At 63.6% G+C, this 18,727-nt stretch carries 13 protein-coding genes; 4 read left to right on the top strand and 9 right to left on the bottom strand.

From position 1 onward, the window contains the following. Window positions 1–49: 49 nt before the first annotated feature. Entirely contained in the window at window positions 50–310 is a 261-nt protein-coding gene (locus ASD44_RS10525; RefSeq protein WP_056111405.1) for a hypothetical protein, read from the bottom strand. Window positions 311–382: 72 nt separating this feature from the next. Continuing rightward, window positions 383–1,444, bottom strand: a complete 1,062-nt coding sequence (locus ASD44_RS10520) for a low specificity L-threonine aldolase (RefSeq protein WP_056111403.1) — start codon at window positions 1,442–1,444, stop codon at window positions 383–385. A 485-nt stretch (window positions 1,445–1,929) separates the two neighbouring features. Between ASD44_RS10520 and gltB the strand changes: the two genes are divergently transcribed. Continuing rightward, on the top strand, window positions 1,930–6,657 hold the full coding sequence (gltB, locus tag ASD44_RS10515) for a glutamate synthase large subunit (protein WP_056115898.1): 4,728 nt from the start codon (window positions 1,930–1,932) through the stop codon (window positions 6,655–6,657). 143 nt (window positions 6,658–6,800) lie between these two features. Further along, window positions 6,801–8,255: a glutamate synthase subunit beta gene (locus tag ASD44_RS10510; protein WP_056111400.1), complete on the top strand. Its 1,455-nt coding sequence runs from the start codon at window positions 6,801–6,803 to the stop codon at window positions 8,253–8,255. A 19-nt stretch (window positions 8,256–8,274) separates the two neighbouring features. Here the strand turns inward: ASD44_RS10510 and ASD44_RS10505 are convergent, their stop codons facing one another. Together ASD44_RS10505 and ASD44_RS10500 are read right to left on the bottom strand one after the other, a co-directional pair. After that, complete coding sequence (locus ASD44_RS10505) at window positions 8,275–9,474, bottom strand: DUF459 domain-containing protein (protein ID WP_056111395.1); 1,200 nt, start codon at window positions 9,472–9,474, stop codon at window positions 8,275–8,277. Between the two features lie 22 nt (window positions 9,475–9,496). Then, entirely contained in the window at window positions 9,497–10,723 is a 1,227-nt protein-coding gene (locus ASD44_RS10500) for a lytic murein transglycosylase (protein WP_056115895.1), read from the bottom strand. 209 nt (window positions 10,724–10,932) lie between these two features. Here ASD44_RS10500 and galU point away from each other — a divergent pair, with 209 nt between their 5' ends. Then, on the top strand, window positions 10,933–11,838 hold the full coding sequence (gene galU / locus ASD44_RS10495; protein ID WP_056111392.1) for a UTP--glucose-1-phosphate uridylyltransferase GalU: 906 nt from the start codon (window positions 10,933–10,935) through the stop codon (window positions 11,836–11,838). A 10-nt stretch (window positions 11,839–11,848) separates the two neighbouring features. Here galU and ASD44_RS10490 read toward each other — a convergent pair whose 3' ends face one another. Further along, window positions 11,849–13,582 carry an outer membrane beta-barrel protein gene (locus tag ASD44_RS10490; RefSeq protein ID WP_056115892.1) on the bottom strand — a complete coding sequence of 578 codons (1,734 nt, stop codon included), beginning with the start codon at window positions 13,580–13,582 and terminating at the stop codon, window positions 11,849–11,851. A gap of 141 nt (window positions 13,583–13,723) precedes the next feature. Here ASD44_RS10490 and ASD44_RS10485 point away from each other — a divergent pair, with 141 nt between their 5' ends. After that, window positions 13,724–14,725 (top strand): KpsF/GutQ family sugar-phosphate isomerase, encoded by a 1,002-nt coding sequence (locus ASD44_RS10485; protein ID WP_056111389.1) that lies wholly within the window; start codon window positions 13,724–13,726, stop codon window positions 14,723–14,725. A gap of 27 nt (window positions 14,726–14,752) precedes the next feature. Here the strand turns inward: ASD44_RS10485 and ASD44_RS10480 are convergent, their stop codons facing one another. The 4 genes from ASD44_RS10480 to hemH form a co-directional block, all read right to left on the bottom strand. Continuing rightward, window positions 14,753–15,220 carry an NfeD family protein gene (locus tag ASD44_RS10480; RefSeq protein ID WP_056111386.1) on the bottom strand — a complete coding sequence of 156 codons (468 nt, stop codon included), beginning with the start codon at window positions 15,218–15,220 and terminating at the stop codon, window positions 14,753–14,755. A gap of 17 nt (window positions 15,221–15,237) precedes the next feature. After that, window positions 15,238–16,188, bottom strand: a complete 951-nt coding sequence (locus ASD44_RS10475; protein ID WP_056115889.1) for an SPFH domain-containing protein — start codon at window positions 16,186–16,188, stop codon at window positions 15,238–15,240. 107 nt (window positions 16,189–16,295) lie between these two features. Continuing rightward, on the bottom strand, window positions 16,296–17,507 hold the full coding sequence (locus tag ASD44_RS10470; protein WP_056111383.1) for an FAD-dependent oxidoreductase: 1,212 nt from the start codon (window positions 17,505–17,507) through the stop codon (window positions 16,296–16,298). Window positions 17,508–17,568: 61 nt separating this feature from the next. Then, window positions 17,569–18,630, bottom strand: coding sequence for a ferrochelatase (hemH, locus tag ASD44_RS10465; protein ID WP_056111380.1), 1,062 nt, complete (start codon window positions 18,628–18,630; stop codon window positions 17,569–17,571). Between the last annotated feature and the right edge of the window lie 97 nt (window positions 18,631–18,727).

Below are 18,727 nucleotides of genomic sequence, written 5' to 3'. Positions count from 1 at the left end.
TCCCGAGACGGAAGCGGCGCCGCAAGGCGCCGTTTTCTTTTGTCCGCCGCTATCCCTGCCCGCGATCGCTTCCGGGCGGAACGACGAGCAGATGGTCGAGCTGTCGGGTGCGGCAGCGGTTGGCAAAGGAGGCGGCCGCCTCTTCGTCATGCAGGAAGCGTTCAAATTCCTCCGGCGTGAGCGCGTAATATTCCTCATAGTCCGCAAGGCGGTTGCCGACCGGTATCGACAGGTAGAACTGGCCGGTCTCGTCGTTGCTGCCCAGCGAAAACCGGTGGCGGTGGCTGATGAAGGCGTCCCGGGCCTTCATGGACCTCTCCGGAGTGATTTGCAGGCGCCGGTATGCTGCTTCGCTGTCGTGGCGAACTGACCGGGGCATGGCCTATGCCGCACGTTCCGAACCCAGTATGGCGGCGAATTGGGCAACGTCCTGCGGCTTCGTGGCGAAGGAGGTGACGAAGCGATAGAGCGCTTCGTCCTCGGCGATGTTGCCATCAAAACCTTGCGGCTTCTGCCAGTCGTAGAAAGCGGCGCCCGCCGCCTTCAGTTTCCCGGCTGCGCCGGTCCTGATGATCGCGAACACCTCGTTCGACTGCGGCCGCCACGCCAGCCGCGATACCGGCGATTGCTCAAGGACCTCCGCGAGCTTGGCGGCCATGGCATTCGAATGATTGGCCGTTTCCAGCCAGAGGCCGTCTTTCAGATAGGCGTCGAACTGGGCGGCGACGAAACGCGATTTGGAGAAAAGCTGGCCGGCCCGCTTGCGCAGGAAGGCCATCTCACGCGCGAGGCCGGTGTCAAATAGGACGATTGCCTCGGCGCACCAGCAGCCGTTCTTGGTGCCGCCGAAGGAGAGGATATCGACGCCGCGCTTCCAGGTCATCTCGGCCGGGGTGGCGCCAAGCGCCGCCAGCGCGTTGGCCAGGCGCGCGCCATCCATATGCAGCGGCAGGCGGTGCGCCTTTGCCAATGCGGAGATCGCGTCGATGTCGTCGAGCGCGTAGACCGTGCCGGCCTCCGTCGACTGGGTGACGGTGACGGCCATCGGCCTGCCGGCATGAACGGATTCCGGCTCATACCGGCGCAGCGCCCGCTCCAGATTGCCGGGGTCGATACGGCCGAGGTTTCCATCGACGGGTTGCAGGCGGGCGCTGCCGAGATATTCCAGCGCGCCGCACTCGTCTTCGATGACATGCGCTTCGCGGTGGCAGAAGACAATCCCGCCCGGCCTGTTGTAGGCCGCCAGCGAGAGCACATTGGCCGCCGTGCCGGTGGCGACGAAGAAGACGGCGACCTCGCGCTCGAAGATTTCGTTGAACCGCTCGGCCACTGCCTTGTCCAGCTCGCCATTGCCATAAGCCGCTGAGAAGCCGGTTGAATTGGCGGACAGGGCATCCGCTATGGCTGGATGAACGCCGGCCCAGTTGTCGGAAGCGAAGAACATGGATCATCGATCTGTTGTAAAGATCGGCGAGGTTGACCAGCTTCCGGCACATTTAGCAAGGGCGGCACATGGCGAGAACGAGAGCCCGAAAACAGCGCGGCGCTGCCCATAAATCCCAAAAAGCGAACAGCATGCTGGTGGCGCATGAAAAATATCGAGAGTCCAATTTTTGGGACATTTTATGTCGTGAGAGGGGCGTGATTTTTGTGAATCGGTCTTGTAGCAAAGGGTGAATTCTGCAATATGAATTTAGGACAGCAATGCTGTCTTATTTAGCGTGCTGGATCGCGCCGGGATGGTGTACGACACCTGTCCGGCTTTGCCGTGAGTGCTATATGGACCGAAGATCGCTGCTCGGGAGCGGCGCGACGCCCGGCCCGGCAGTCTGGGCAGTGATTCAGCAGGACGTGCATGACAGGACATGGGAAGCATTCGTTTCCCATTGAATGCAAGCGCCTGAATGGCGCGGAACGGAGGACAGGACGATGACGGAAGCGACGCCATCTGTGACGACGGATCTTGTGCCGGCCGCGCAGACGAAAGCGACGGCCGTCAAACGTATCCTGCGAACCGAAAACGGCTTTGCGGCGCAGGGTCTCTACGATCCCCGCAACGAGCACGACGCCTGCGGCGTCGGCTTCATCGCCAACATGAAGGGCGTGAAGTCGCACAGCATCGTCGAGGACGGGCTGTTCGTGCTCGAGAACCTCACGCACCGCGGCGCGGTCGGCGCGGATCCCTTGATGGGCGACGGCGCTGGCGTTCTGGTGCAGATACCGGACCGGTTCTTCCGCGAGGAAATGGCCGCCCAGGGCGTCGAGTTGCCGAAGGCCGGCCATTATGCCGTCGGTCACTGGTTCATGCCGCATGACGCCGACGTGCGTGCTCATGTCGAAACAATCATCCACGAGGCGGCCCAGTCGGAAGGCATGCCGGTGATCGGCTTCCGCGACGTGCCCGTCGACAATTCGTCGCTGTCCAAGGCGCCCGATATTGCCGCATCCGAGCCATTCCATCAGCAGGTCTTCTTCGGCCGCCCGCCCGAGATCGACAATGACGACGAGTATGAGCGGCGGCTCTACATTCTGCGCAAGGTCATTTCCGGCCGCATCTACGATGAGCACGACAAGCGCGACATCGGTTCCTACTGCGTGTCGATGTCGTCGCGCACCGTGGTCTACAAGGGCATGTTCCTGGCCTACCAGGTCGGCGCCTACTACAAGGATCTGAAGGACCCGCGCTTCGAAACGGCGCTGATCCTGGTGCATCAGCGGTTCTCGACCAACACCTTTCCGTCATGGAAGCTGGCGCACCCCTATCGCATGGTCGCGCACAATGGCGAGATCAATACGCTGCGCGGCAACGTCAACTGGATGGCGGCGCGGCAGGCGTCGGTCGATTCCGAACTGTTCGGCAACGACATCTCCAAGCTGTGGCCGATCTCCTATGAAGGTCAGTCGGACACCGCCTGCTTCGACAATGCGCTCGAATTCCTGACTCAGGGCGGCTACAGCCTCGCCCATGCGATGATGATGCTGATCCCGGAAGCCTGGGCCGGGAACAAGCTCATGGATAACGACCGTAAGGCTTTCTACGAGTATCACGCGGCGCTGATGGAGCCGTGGGACGGGCCGGCCGCGGTCGCCTTTACCGACGGACGGCAGATCGGCGCGACGCTGGACCGCAACGGTCTGCGGCCGGCGCGCTACATCGTCACCGACGACGACCGCGTCATCATGGCTTCCGAGGCCGGCGTGCTGCCGGTGCCGGAAGAGAAGATCGTCAAGAAGTGGCGGCTGCAGCCGGGCCGCATGCTGCTGATCGACCTGGAAAAGGGCCGCATCGTTTCCGACGAGGAGATCAAGTCGGAGATCGCCACCAAGCATCCCTACAGGAAGTGGCTGTCCAACACGCAGCTCATTCTCGAGGACCTCAACGCGGTTGCACCGCGCGAGCTGCGCCGCGACGTGTCGCTGCTCGACCGGCAGCAGGCCTTCGGGTACACGCAGGAAGACGTGAAGCTCCTGATGTCGCCGATGGCGACGACGGGACAGGAAGCGGTCGGCTCGATGGGCACCGATACGCCGATTTCGGCCATGTCGGACAAGTCGAAGCTGCTCTACACCTATTTCAAGCAGAACTTCGCCCAGGTCACCAACCCGCCGATCGATCCGATCCGCGAGGAGTTGGTGATGAGCCTCGTCTCCTTCATCGGCCCGCGCCCGAACATTTTCGACCTGATCGGCTCCTCGCGCCGCAAGCGGCTGGAAGTGCGCCAGCCGATCCTCACCAATGGCGATCTCGAGAAGATCCGCTCCATCGGCCACACCGAAGACCGTTTCGACACCAAGACCATCGACATCACCTACAGCTCCACCGAGGGCGCCGGCGGCATGCAGGGCGCCATCGACCGGCTGTGCGAACGCGCCGAAGCGGCGGTCGCGGGCGGCTACAACATCGTCATCCTGTCCGACAGGCAGATCGGACCGGACCGCATCGCCATTCCGGCGCTGCTGGCGACCGCAGCGGTTCACCACCACTTGATCCGCAAGGGTTTGCGGACCTCGGTCGGCCTCGTCGTGGAATCGGGCGAGCCGCGCGAGGTCCATCATTTCTGCTGCCTCGCCGGCTACGGCGCCGAGGCGATCAATCCCTATCTCGCCTTCGATACGCTGCTGGACATGCACAAGCGCGGCGAGATGCCGAAGGAAGTCGATGTCTCGGAAGTGGTGTCGCGCTACATCAAGTCGCTCGGCAAGGGCATGCTGAAGGTGATGTCCAAGATGGGCATCTCGACCTACCAGTCCTATTGCGGCGCGCAGATTTTCGACGCCGTCGGGCTGCGGTCGGATTTCGTCGGCAAGTACTTCACCGGCACGGCGACGCTGATCGAAGGCGTCGGGCTGGAAGGGGTCGCTGAGGAGACCGTGCAGCGTCACGCTTCCGGATTCGGCGACGATCCCGTCCTGCGCAACGGGCTGGAAGTCGGCGGCGAGTACATGTTCCGCATGCGTGGCGAAGCGCATATGTGGTCTCCCGATGCCGTAGCCTCGCTGCAGCATGCGGTCCGCCAGGGTTCGTGGAGCACCTTCAAGGAGTATTCGCAGCAGATCGACAGCGAGACCGCGCGGGCGCAGGCGATCCGCGGCCTGTTCAGGATCAAGACCGCCGGTGAGACTGGCCGCAAGAAGGTTGCACTCGACGAGGTGATGCCGGCGGCGGACATCGTCAAGCGCTTCTCCACCGGCGCCATGTCGTTCGGGTCGATCAGCCGCGAGGCGCATACGACGCTGGCCATCGCCATGAACCGGATCGGCGGCAAGTCCAACACGGGCGAGGGCGGCGAGGAGCCGGACCGCTACCTGCCGCTGCCCGGCGGCGGCGCCAATCCCGAACGCTCGGCGATCAAGCAGATAGCGTCGGGACGGTTCGGCGTCAGCGCTGAATATCTCGTCAATTCGGACATGATGCAGATCAAGGTGGCGCAGGGCGCGAAGCCCGGCGAGGGCGGGCAGTTGCCCGGCCACAAGGTGGATGCGACCATCGCCAAGGTGCGGCATTCGACGCCCGGCGTCGGCCTGATCTCGCCGCCGCCGCATCATGACATCTATTCGATCGAGGATCTGGCGCAGCTGATCTTCGACCTGAAGAACGTCAACCCGGCCGCCGATGTCTCGGTGAAGCTGGTTTCCGAAGTCGGAGTGGGCACGGTGGCGGCCGGCGTGGCCAAGGCGCGCGCCGACCACATCACCATTTCCGGCTATGACGGCGGCACCGGCGCGTCGCCGCTGACCTCGCTCAAGCACGCGGGCAGCCCCTGGGAGATGGGGCTTGCCGAAACGCATCAGACGCTGGTTCTCAATGGCCTGCGCTCGCGCGTGGCGCTGCAGGTCGATGGCGGCTTGCGCACTGGACGCGACGTCATTATCGGCGCGCTGCTCGGGGCTGACGAATTCGGCTTCTCGACCGCGCCGCTGATCGCGGCCGGCTGCATCATGATGCGCAAGTGCCATCTCAACACCTGCCCGGTCGGCGTCGCGACGCAGGACCCGGTTTTGCGCAAGCGCTTCAAGGGCACGCCCGAACACGTCATCAATTTCTTCTTCTATGTCGCCGAAGAAGTGCGGGAACTGCTGGCCGAAATGGGCTTTACGCATCTCGACCAGATCATCGGCGACAGCGACCTTCTGGAGAAGCGGGACGTCATCAGCCACTGGAAAGCCAAAGGGCTCGACTTCTCGAAAATGTTCCACAAGCCGGACGCGCCACCCGAAGCAACCCGCTGGACGGAGCGCCAGAAGCATCCGATCGACGACGTTCTGGACCGCAAGCTGATCGAGCTGGCCATGCCGGCGCTGGAGACGCGTCAGCCGGTTGAGATCGAAATGCCGATCCGCAATGTCGACCGCTCCACCGGGGCGATGCTGTCGGGCGAGGTCGCCAAGCGTTACAAGCACAAGGGGCTGCGCCAGGACACGATTTCGGTGAAACTGACCGGCACCGCCGGCCAGTCGTTCGGCGCCTTCCTGGCGCGCGGAATCTCGTTCGAACTCGTCGGCGCCGGCAACGACTATGTCGGCAAGGGCCTTTCGGGCGGCCGCATCGTCATTCGCCCGCCCGAAGAATCCAAAATCCTGGCCGAGGAATCGATCATCGTCGGCAATACGGTGCTCTACGGCGCGATCGAGGGCGAGTGCTACTTCCGCGGCGTCGCCGGCGAGCGCTTCGCCGTGCGCAATTCGGGCGCCGCCGCCGTCGTCGAGGGCGTCGGCGACCATGGCTGCGAGTACATGACCGGCGGCATCGTCGTCGTCATCGGCCAGACCGGCCGCAACTTCGCCGCCGGCATGTCGGGCGGCGTCGCCTATGTGCTGGACGAGGCGGGCGATTTCGCCGAACGCTGCAACATGGCCATGGTGGAGCTCGAGCCGGTGCCGGAAGAAGACGACCTGATGGAGAAGCTGCTGCACCATGGCGGCGATCTCGATCACAAGGGCCGTGTCGACGTTTCCGGCGACATGACCAGCCATGACGAGGAGCGCCTGTACCAGCTGATCTCGAACCATGTTCACTACACAGGCTCGACGCGGGGCAAGGAAATCCTCGAAAACTGGGCCACCTACCGGCCGAAATTCCGCAAGATCATGCCGGTCGAATATCGCCGCGCGCTGCAGGAGATGGAACGCTCGCGCATGAACGTGGCGGCCGAATAGCTCGACGCCGCCGCAAGCCAGGGCTTGCGTCAGCGTTCTTACCGACAACACTTCCAGCGCCCGACCGGCAAGGTTGCAACAGCGGCCTTATGGGGATAACGGGTGCGGCGGCAAGGCCCGCCCCAGGATTGCAGGAACTGACTATGGGCAAGGTTACAGGTTTTCTCGAGATCGACCGGCAGGTTCACAAGTACCAGCCGGCCTCAGACCGCATTCGCCATTTTCGCGAATTCACGTTGCCGATGTCGGATAAAGAGGTCGAGAAACAGGCCGCGCGCTGCATGGATTGCGGCATTCCGTTCTGCCACGGGCCGACCGGCTGTCCGATTCACAACCAGATCCCCGACTGGAACGACCTCGTCTACAGCGGCGACTGGGACGCGGCGATCCGCAATCTGCATTCGACCAACAATTTTCCCGAATTCACCGGCCGCATCTGCCCCGCGCCTTGCGAAGAGGCCTGCACGCTGAACCTCGAGGACATTCCGGTCGCCATCAAGACGGTTGAGCAGGCGATTGCCGACAAGGCCTACGAGACCGGCCACATCCGGCCCTATCCACCGGAGAAAAAGACCGGCAAGCGCGTCGCCGTCATCGGCTCCGGTCCGGCTGGCATGGCCGCGGCGCAACAATTGGGGCGCGCGGGCCACGAGGTTCATGTCTACGAGCGCGAAAGCCGGCCGGGCGGGCTGATGCGCTACGGCATTCCCGACTTCAAGATTGAAAAGCACTATATCGACCGGCGCGTCGAGCAGATGAGCGGCGAGGGGGTCACCTTCTTCTGCGGCGTCAATGTCGGGGTCGACAAGCCGGTGGCGGAATTGCTCTCGGACTACGACGCCGTGCTCTATTGCGGCGGTTCCGAAACGCCGCGTATGGCCGGCATTCCGGGCGACAACCTGCAAGGCGTTTACGATGCGATGCCCTATCTGGTGCAGCAGAACAAGCGCGTCGGCGGCGAGGATATCCAGTCCGTCGCATGGCCGTCGAAGCCGATCGTCGCCGGTGGCAAGCATGTCGTCGTGGTCGGCGGCGGCGATACCGCTTCCGATTGCGTCGGCACGGCGTTCCGCCAGGGCGCGGTGCGCGTCACCCAGCTGGACATCCGCCCGCAGCCGCCGGAAAAGGAAGACAAGCTCGCCGTGTGGCCCTATTGGGCGACCAAGATGCGCACCTCGTCCAGCCAGGCCGAGGGCGCGGAGCGCGAGTTCCAGGTTGCGACGCTGGAATTCATCGGCGAGGACGGTGAACTGACCGGCGTCCGCTGCTGCGAAGTCGACGACAAGCGCAAGCCGGTCGCCGGCACCGAATTCGTCATCCGCGCCGACCTCGCCTTCATCGCCATCGGCTTTGCCGGGCCGCTGGGCAAGGGTATCCTGTCGGAACTGGAAGGCTCGCTGGAGGTCGCCACGGACAGCCGCCGGTCGAAGAATGTCGGCGCCAACGACCTCGACTACAAGACCAACGTCGAAAAGCTCTACGCCGCCGGAGATGTGCGGCGCGGTCAGTCGCTCGTGGTCTGGGCAATCCGCGAAGGCCGGCAGGCGGCTCACTCCATCGACGAGGCGCTGATGGGGGCATCGGTCCTGCCGCGCTGAGCAGCAGCACCTGATTCCTCTAGCGCTTGATCGCCGTCGTCTTGTCGCCCGAAGTGGCCGCCGTCTTCGCAGGCGTTTGCCTGGGCGGCCAGGAAAAATCGTCGGCGCGTCCGGGCGAGGGGTTTTCGGCCAGCTTTTTCGCCGGCGTAGGCTGTTCGGTCTTGCCGGCGGGTTCTGCGCCAAGCAGTTCGGCGCCGCCGTCCAGCGCCGGATCGTTCAGGGAAATCGGCGGCGTGCGATCAACCGTCGCGGGCACGAATGGCTCGGCAGGTTTGCCGGTCGGAGAAATTTCCGGAAGCGCTGTTGCCGCGCCAGCCGGCGCCGCAATTCCCAACAGTTTCATCAACGGTTTTTCGGCGTAGAAGGCCAGCTTGCGCTTGCCGGCGCGTGTCATGTTGATGCCGTCGTCGGAACGCAGCCGCACCGGCTGGCCGTTGACGTCGGGACCGGTGCTGACGAAGACGCCGTCCTCGTCGACGAAGCCATCCCAGACATCGACGAACTCGCCGCCGGCGCCTTCGGCGGCGGAACGGTAGATATCGTTGAAGGCCAGCATGTCGGATGTCATGGTGCCGACCCTAAAGGCCGGCATGCCGACCCACAGATAGGGAACCTTGGTCGAGGCAATCGCCTCGCCCAGCGCTGCCGCGCGCGTTTCGTATTCCTTGGTCCAGCGCTCGCTGCGCGCCGGCTCGCGCGCATCGCCGACCTTCATCTGCTGGCGGTCGTTCGAGCCGACCATGACGAGGACGACGGCCGGCTTCTCGGCCTCGATCAGCGTCTTGACGCCGCCCGGCCAGTCATAGACATCCAGCCGCACCAGGCCGGACGAGCCTTTGCCCTCGTCCACTATCCGGATAGCGGGATTGTCGGCGAAAACGGCGTCGAGCCCCTCGGCAAGACCGCTGGCCATGAAGTCGCCGACGACGAGCACGGTGCGGGCGTCCGCCGCCTTTTCCACCACGGGAATTTTCGGTTCGACAGGCGCTGCCTTGCGGACCTTGGCCTTGGCTTTCGGCCTGTAAGGGGGTGGCGGTTCCGGAAATTCGTTTCGGTTCCTGAAGAGGAGGTCGCGCAACGACCAGGGACGGTAATAGTCACGTTCCTGGGCGAATGCAGAACTGTCGAAAGCAGTGAAGGCGGCTGCCACCAGAACGGCAGCAGCGAACAGCAGGATCGGCACGCGAAATGCGATTTTTCGGATACGCGCCGATCTCAAACAGTTCCTCCCTCAGCCGTGGCTATTTTTTCCGCAGCCACTTGAGCACTTCCATGCTCGGATGCCCATCCTGGGTCAAGCCCGCCTGCGCCTGGAAGGACATGATGGCGGCTTTCGACCCTTCGCCGATCTTGCCGTCGAACTTGCCGGTGTAATAACCATGGTCGGAAAGACGCTGCTGCAATTCCTGCTTTTCGACGAAGGTCAGCTTGGTGAAAGGCCGGCTCCAGTCATTGACCAGTCCACCGTAACCGGCGATCTCGTCGGCAAGAAGGCCGACGGCAAAGGCATATTTATCGGCGTTGTTGTAGCGCTTGATGACCGAGAAATTCTTGATGACGAGGAAGGCCGGACCACTCCTGCCGCCGGGGAGTTTCAGCTCGGCGCGGTCGGACGAGTGCGGAAAAGCCTTGCCGCTGACACGGGTCAACCCCAAGGCCTGCCATTTGGCCACCGACATCGAGCCGGACGGGAATTTCCTTCCTTCCGGAAGCTTGACCTCGTAACCCCATGTCTTGCCGGCCTGCCAGCCATTCTTGCGCAGAAGGTTGGCGGCGGTGGCCAGCGCATCGGGCACCGAGTTCCAGATGTCGCGCTTGCCGTTGCCATCCATATCGACCGCATAGGCCTGATAGCTCGTTGGAATGAACTGGGTGTGTCCCATGGCCCCTGCCCATGAGCCGCTGAGATGGCTTTCGTCTATATCGCCACTCTGGAGGATTTTCAGGGCTGCGATCAACTGCGTGCGCGCGAACTTTGCCCGCTTCTTGTCCGCATAGCCGAGGGTCGCGAGCGAGCGCACGACGTTGCGCATCACGTCGTCGCGCTTGAGGATTTCGCCGTAATTCGATTCCATCGACCAGATGGCGAGCAGGACATAGCGGTCGACGCCGAAACGCTGCTCGATCCGGTCAAGCCATGGCTTCCACTTTCGCGCCATGGCGCGGCCGTTGGCGATCGAATCCTCATGCACGCGATTGTCAAAATAGTCCCAGGCCTCCGCCTTGAATTCGGGCTGGTAGCGCGCCTTTTCGAGCACTTCGGGATCGACATCGCTGATGCCGCGGAAGGCGCGGTCGTAGATCGCGCCGGAGACGCCGCTCTGCATGGCGATCGAACGGAAGCTGGCGATCCAGTTGCGGAAGCCGGCGTCGGCCCGGGCGACGCCGCTCGGCAGGACGAAAGCGAGCGACAGACCGGCGGCGACTAGAATGCCGGTCAGGCGCTGAGCGGCGGTGCGAGCGGACATTTTTTCCTCCTTCTTCATCGCAGGAAGATCATTCATCGCCTATGCCGGTTAGCAATTGGTTTACCATGGTGTTCCCCGGAACAAAAAGCGCGCTCACGCTTTTGTCGCCTGCAAGATATCCATTGTGCATTCGCTATTCCTCAATTTCGGCGTGATAATGTCCCCGAATTCGGGTTGCCCCATAACAATATCAAACGGATAATTGGCTCATGAAAAAAGTTCGCAAGGCAGTTTTTCCCGTCGCAGGCCTGGGAACGCGGTTCCTACCCGCCACCAAGGCCATTCCGAAGGAGATGCTGACCGTCGTGGACCGGCCCGTCATCCAGTATGTCGTCGACGAGGCGCGGGAAGCGGGCATCGAGCATTTCATCTTCGTCACCGGCCGCAACAAGGCGGTCATCGAGGATCATTTCGACATCCAGTTCGAGCTCAACCATACGCTGTCGCAGCGCGGCAAGACCGACCAATTGGCGAAGCTGCAGGGGTTGCAACCGATGGCGGGCCAGACCAGCTTTACCCGCCAGCAGGAACCTCTGGGCCTCGGCCATGCCGTGTGGTGCGCGCGCGAACTGGTCGGCAACGAGCCGTTCGCGCTTTTGTTGCCGGACATGATTACGTTGCCCGATCATGGCTGCATGAAGGATATGGTCGATCTTTACGACAAGACCGGCGGCAGCATCATCGCGGTCGAGGAGTGCGATCCGTCCGAGACCCACAAATACGGCATCGTCGGGCGTGGCGAGGATGCCCATACGGGCTTCAGCATCACCAAGATGGTGGAGAAGCCGGCGAAGGGCACGGCGCCGTCCAATCTCTACATCAACGGACGCTATATCCTGCAGCCGGAGATTTTCTCCATTCTCGAAAGCCAGGAGAAGGGCGCCGGCAACGAGATCCAGCTTACCGATGCGATGCTCAAGCTGCACCAGCAGCAGGGCTTCTACGGCTACCACTATCAGGGCAGGACCTTCGACTGCGGGTCGCCGGAAGGCTTCGTCGAAGCCAATGTCGCCTTCGCGCTGTCGCGCAGCGACATGAACCATAGCATGGCGGACGTCATCCGCACGCTGCTGAGCGAGCTGAAACCGGAAGGGCGCAAGTCCGCGGCGGAGTGAGCGGCGGCTGCTAGCGCTGCAGCTTCATGCCGACGAAGATGCTGTTGGTGGTGGCGTCGCGGTCCGGCAAATTGCTCTTGAGCCGCTCATGCCGCGCCCGCGTCGTCAGTCCGACATAGCGGTTGATCCACCAGGTCAACCCGGCCTCGGCGCTCAGCGTCAGATCATGGCCATTGGAGCCGACATAGTCGCGCCAGTCGGCGCCGAGAATGGCGGTTCCGGTCAGGTTGGCGCGAATCTCGCGTTCGACGGAAAGGCGGCTGGCATAGAGGATCGAACCGCTCTCGCCGGCGCTGGTGGTGCCCTCGACCGTAGTGGTGCCGTTCAAGCCGACCGTGGTGCCGCGTTGCGGCGACCAGCGCAAATCGGCATTGAGGGTGGCGCCGGCGACTGGATCGAGCCTGTCGTCATCCAGCGTTTCCCGGAGCCAGCCGGCGGAGAATTCGCCGCCGAGCTTTTCGCCCATGTCGAGCTCGACGCCGGCGCGGCCGCCGACACGGGTGGCCGAGCGTTCGTAACCGTTGAGGTCGGTGCGCATGTCGTAGACGCGGCGACCCAGCTCCAGTTCGGCGAATGGCGTGATGGCCGGGGAAATCTCGTATCCGCCGCGCAGCCGGGTCGAATAGAGCGTGAAGTTCCGTTCCTTCTGGGAAAGCGTTCCCCCCATTGAAAGCTCGGCGTCGCCATAGTCCTCATGCTCGACCGCGCCGGTGATGCCGAAGCGCGCTTTGCCGACATTTTTTTCCAGCCCGAGGCTTCCGTCGAAGGTCTGCCGCAGCGGCTGCGAGGCCGTGCCTGAAATGATCACCGGCGACGAGGCGGATTCCGGCGCGCGCTCGTAACCGAGCTTGGCGATGGCGCGAAGCTCCTTGTCGAGATCGATGTTCAACGTGCCGTCGATGCGGCCTTTCGTTTCCTCGATCTCCTCGCCCGAAAGTGACTTGCGATAGGTGCCGTAACCGCTGATGAGCGCGGAATTCCGCTCCCAGTCGGTTGCGGCCTCGAAGCGCAACGTGGTCTCCGAAAGTACGCCGGGTTTGCCCGAATTGCTTGAGTTGGCGTTCGAACTGGCGGTGATGCCTTCCTCCAGCGTCGGCTTCAGTATGAAGCTGCCGAACCTGATGCCGACCGCAGCGAACGGCTCCTCGTCGCGCTTCGCCGCCCTGCCGTCGATCGAGCCGGTGCGTTCGGCGCCCGGATCGAGCGGCTCGCGCAATTCGGAATCCACCGTTGCGGCGCGCAGATTGCCGTTTTCGTTCTCTTTTTCCTCCGCCGCGGCGGAGGCGGTATTGGCATCGACGGTCGTGTCGGCGGTGCTGGCCGTCGTGTCCGCTTCGTCAACCGCAGTCGTCGAATTGCTGGCGCGCGTGGCAGAACCGGGACGGCGTTGGGGAATGGGTGCGGCAGCGCCGGCATCCTCGAACGCCGCCAGCGGGTCTTCGGGCGCTGCCGCCGTTGCTGGATCGCCGGTTGTGTCGGGCGTCGCGCCGGGGCTGCTTGGCTGATAGGCCGGCGCTGCCATCGTGCCGGGCAACGCCGGCAGCGGATCGACCGGCGCGGCCTGTGTTCCGGTCGGCTGCCTGCCGTAGAGCCGCAGGGGGTCGGTCATCGCGCCGCGCAGGCCGCTGTCCTGAGCATAAAGCAGCGAAGGCTGCGCGAGCGCAAAAACGCCCGCTGCCAGCAACAGCACGCAGGGCGCCGAGCCGTTTCGACCGCTTTTGTGTTCAGGCTGGGCCCGCGACATGTTCACCACTGCTTCGGCGCACGCGCCATACTTACCGAACCGTAAACGGCGATGGTTAACGGAGCGTTGAAAGCTGTTGCCGGTCGTGACGGCGGGGCGATAGAGTTGGACAGAAAGCGGCTGAGGCGGTAAGCGCAAACCATGCATGCTGGATCGCTGAAGAAGAAAAAGCCGTATGGCCGCGCCTCGATCGAGTCGGGCCTGAGGACGGTGTCGATCGAACGCACCGGGTTGGATGCGCTGGTGACCGCCCTGGAAACGGGATTGGCCGAGCCATTCGCGCAAGCTGTTGAAATCCTCGCCGGCATCGACGGACGCGTTATCGTCACCGGCGTCGGCAAGAGCGGGCACATCGGTTCCAAGATCGCGGCGACGCTGGCCTCGACTGGCACGCCGGCCTTCTTCGTCCATCCGGCGGAAGCCAACCATGGCGATCTCGGCATGATCGCGAATGACGACGCCATCATCGCGCTGTCATGGTCGGGCGAGAGCGCCGAACTGAAAGGCATCATAGCCTATTCGCGGCGCTTCTCGATTCCGCTGATCGCACTCACGGCGGGCCCGAAATCGGCGCTGGCGCGCGCGGCCGATGTCGTGCTGGCCCTGCCGCGCGCGCCGGAAGCCTGTCCGCACGGACTGGCGCCGACGACCTCGACGCTGCTGCAACTTGTCATGGGCGACGCGCTGGCCATCGCGCTGCTGGAGGCGCGCGGCTTCACGCCGGATCATTTCCGCACCTTCCACCCCGGCGGCCAGTTGGGCGCGAACCTCACTCAGGTCCGTGAGGTGATGCATACAGGCGATGAGGTGCCGCTGGTCACTTTGGGCACCGGCGTGCGCGCGGCGATCGAAGAGCTTTCGCGAAAAGGCTTCGGCTGCGTTGCGGTGACGGCCACCGACGGCTCGCTGGCCGGCATCGTCACCGACGGCGACATCAGGCGGCAGATCGGGCGTGATCTGCTCAACATGTCCGTGGACGAGATCATGACCCGGAAGCCCAAGGCCATCGGGCCTGAAACACTGGTGGCGACAGCGCTGCAAACGATCAACGCATCATCGATAACAACGCTGATCGTCGTCGAGGAGGGGCGGCCAGTGGGCCTCGTCCATCTGCACGACCTGCTGCGGATCGGAGCGGCCTGACGGCTTCGAAGCCAGTCGTAACGCCGGTTAGGAAATCGCTTCCACGGTCAGTTCGAGATCGGTTTCGGCAGCCCCGGTGACTCGCACGCGGGCGCCGGCAGGCAGGTCGGGACCAGAAACCCGCCACAGCGTATCACCAAGCTGGATGCGGCCACGGCCCTCGCGGATGGGCTCCGCAAGCGTCGCCGTCCTGCCGATCATCTGTTCGCCGCGGCGATTGAGGAGAGGCTGGTCGGAAACGTCTCCGCGCCCGCGGATGATCTTCTTGCCGACATAGGCCGATATGAGGGACAGCAGCAGGAAGGCGACGACCTGCACCTGCCAGGCCCAGAAAGCGGTGTCCCAGATCAGCATCGAAACGGCGCCGATCAGCAAGGCGGCTATACCGATCCACAGCAGGAAAACGCCGGGAACGACGATTTCCAGGATCAGCAGGATAAGGCCCAGGACCATCCAGTTCCAGGGACCGAGTTCGGTGAACAGACGCTCCAGCATGGTGCAGCCCCGGCCTGTCAGCTTTCGCCGGAGCGAACGACGGGCGGACGGCCCGCCGCTCTCTGGCCGCTGCCTTGTCCGTCGCCCTTGAACACTTCACGGGCAATTTCGCCGATGCCGCCAAGCGTACCGATCAGCGACGAGGCCTCTATCGGCATCAGCACAAGCTTGGAATTGCTGGCCGAACCGATGCGGGTCAGAGCCTCTGTGTATTTCTGGGCGACGAAGTAGTTCAAAGCCTGCACGTCACCCTTCGAAATCGCCTCCGAGACGACCTGCGTGGCGCGGGCTTCGGCTTCCGCCGATCGTTCGCGGGCTTCGGCGTCGCGGAAGGCGGCTTCCTTGCGTCCTTCGGCCTCGAGGATCTGCGACTGCTTGAGACCTTCCGCTTCGAGGATCTGCGCGCGCTTGTTGCGTTCCGCCATCATCTGGCGGCCCATGGATTCCACCAGATTTGCCGGCGGATTGATGTCCTTGATTTCGACGCGGGTTATCTTGATGCCCCAGGGGTGCGCAGCCTCGTCGACGACGCGCAGCAGGCGCTCGTTGATGGCGTCGCGGTTGGAGAGCAGTTCGTCCAGATCCATCGAACCCATGACCGTGCGGATGTTGGTCATGGTGAGGTTGAGGATGGCGTTCTGCAGCCCGGCGACCTGGTAGGCCGCCTGCGGCGCGTTGAGCACCTGGTAGAAAGCGACGCCGTCGACGGCGACGATGGCGTTGTCGCGGGTGATGATCTCCTGCGTGGGAACGTCGAGCACCTGCTCCATCATGTTCATCTTGGCGCCGATGCGGTCGATGAAGGGGACGATCAGGTTGAGGCCGGGCTCCAGCGTCTTGGTGTAGCGGCCGAAACGCTCGACGGTATAGTTGTAGCCTTGCGGCACCGTCTTGACGCCGGTGAAGAGGATAAGCAGGACAAGAACGACAAGAACCGGAATGACGACATCGTAACCGGTGAAATCCATCTGCTTCTCCCTCGATCGCAGCGCCAAGCCCATCTTCGCGTCCAAAAACACTTAAGGATGTTTCCGGGGCGTTACAATCGGGGACCAGGCGGTTTGTTGGATAGGTCTCAGCGGTTGAAGCCGAAGAGCGCGGCGTCGGCATCCTCGACGCCATCGAGCGCCGAAGCGAGGACTTCCGATGCGATCTGTGAAAAGGTGATGCCGTTGCCGCCATAGCCCATGACGGCGTGGATGCGCGGATGGCGCGGTATGGCGCCGATATAGGGCAGACCGGTGGTCGTGGTGCCGAACGCGCCGGCCCAGGAAAATTCCGGTTCGGTGTCCAGCCCCGGAAAGAGCCTGGAAAGCTTGGCTGCGATGCGGGCGCTCTTTGCCGGGATCAGTCTGTCCCGTTCCTCTTCGTCGGAAAAATCCTCGTCCTCGCCGCCGCAGATGACACGGCCGTCCGCGGTCGTGCGCATGTAGAGATAGGGGTCGGACGCCTCCCAGATGAACGCCTCTTCCGGCCAGACCGCCTGCTTCTGCGGTCGCGTGGCAATGGCCCAGGTGGAGATGATCTGGTGCTTGGCGCGCGGCACCATGTCCATCAGTTCATAGCCGGTCGCCAACACCAGATGCCTGGCCCGGATCGTCGGTCCGGACTTCGTCGCCACCGTCACGCCGTCGCGGTCATCCTCGAGGGCGGCTGCTTCGACGGGGGCGTAAAACCGCGCGCCGCGTTCCAGCGTTTTCAACAGCAGGCCGGCGGTCAGCATGCGCGGGTCGAGCGCGAGATTGTCACGGCTGAGGACAGCGCCCGGTCGTTTGATGCCGAAGCGGTCTTCGAGGGCTTTGCGGGGGAGATAGAATGCGCCAATGCCGGCCTGCCGCCGCGCCCTGGCCTCGGTTTCCAACTCGCTGGAGCCCATGACATCGCCGGCCAGATAGAGCGATGGCCGGGCCACAAGGCGGCAGTCGATGCCCAGCTCGGCAATGCGGCCCTGGAGATTCGAGACCGCGAGGCGCGAACGCCGCCACGCCTGCATGGCCTTTTCCTTGCCGATCATGCCGGAAAGCGTTGTGAGGGGCTGGTCGATCTCGAACTGCACGAGCGCGGTCGTGGCAGCAGTCGAACCCTTGAGAGGCCCGCGGCGATCAATGCAGACCACCGCATGGCCGCGCGCGGTCAGCGCTTCGGCGATCATGGCGCCGCTGACGCCCATGCCGACCACCAAAACGTCGGTCTTGATGTCGCGCGTCAGCTTTTCTGTGGGCACGGTTGCCGCACGGTATGCGAACCAGACCGGGCGGCCGGTCCTGAGGTCAAGTTTTCGTTTCATCGAGGTCCTCGCAAAGGCCCTCGTCAACGTGTGTTGGAACCTTCGGTTCCGAGCGCTCGCCCTAGGCCCAGCCGGAAAGCTCCCGCCGCACCAGGGCTTCGATCACCGCCATGCCGTCGGCGCTGTCGTTGAGGCAGGGGATATGAGCGAAGTTCTCGCCGCCTGCGTGCAGGAATTCGTCGCGTACTTCGCGGCCGATCTCGTCCAGCGTCTCGATGCAGTCGACCGAAAAGCCGGGATTGACGATGGCGATGGATTTGACGCCTTCCCTGGCCAGCTTCTCGACAGTCTTGTCCGTATAAGGCTGCAACCACTCCTGCGCGCCGAAGCGCGACTGGAAAGTGGCGATCAGTTTCTGCTCGCTCCAGCCGAGCTTCTCACGCAACAGCCGCGTCGTTTTCTGGCAGTGGCAGTAGTAGGGGTCACCCTTCTCGAAATAGGGCTTGGGGATGCCGTGATAGGAGGCGATGACCACTTCCGGTTCGAACGCCAGCGTGGCCAGATGCGCCTTTATCGAATTGGCCAGCGCGTCGATATAGGCTGGCTCGTCATAGTAGGGCGGGACGGTGCGCACGGCCGGCGCCCGGCGCATCGTCATCAGCGCGCGGAAAAGCTGGTCGTTGGCGGTGGCCGTCGTGGTCGCCGAATATTGCGGATAGAGCGGGAAGGACAGGATGCGCTCGCAGCCTTGCGCGCGCAGCTTCTCGGCAACGCTCGCGGTTGACGGGTTGCCGTAGCGCATGGCCCAGTCGACGACGACATCCGGCATATCGGTCAGGGCAGCGGAAAGCTTCTCGGCCTGGCTGCGCGTGAAGGTTCGCAGCGGCGACTCGTCGCGTTCCCGGTTCCATATCCGGTCGTAGTTGGCGCCTGACTTCTTCGGCCGGGTCGTCAGCACCAGGCCGTAGAGGATCGGATACCAGATCGCCTTGTTGAGCTCGATGACGCGCGGATCGGACAGGAATTCACGCAGGTAACGCCACATCGGCTTGAAATCGGTGCCGTCCGGCGTGCCGAGATTGAGCAGCATGACGCCGACCTTGCCGGTTTTCACCGGCGGGTGAGCGGCCGGCAGCTCGGCGGGGATCCTTGACCGGGATGCGGGAGAGCGTGCGGGCTTCACCTGGGTTCTATCTGCTGTTCCGTTGGGCATGGCCGGAAACTAGCGATCCGCGGGGGCATTTCAATGCCACCTGTAGCCGCACCCGGAAGAGGAGCGT

The organism is Mesorhizobium sp. Root554, assembly GCF_001427025.1.
Classification (GTDB): Bacteria; Pseudomonadota; Alphaproteobacteria; order Rhizobiales; family Rhizobiaceae; genus Mesorhizobium.
This window is presented reverse-complemented; position numbering and strand designations above follow the sequence as displayed.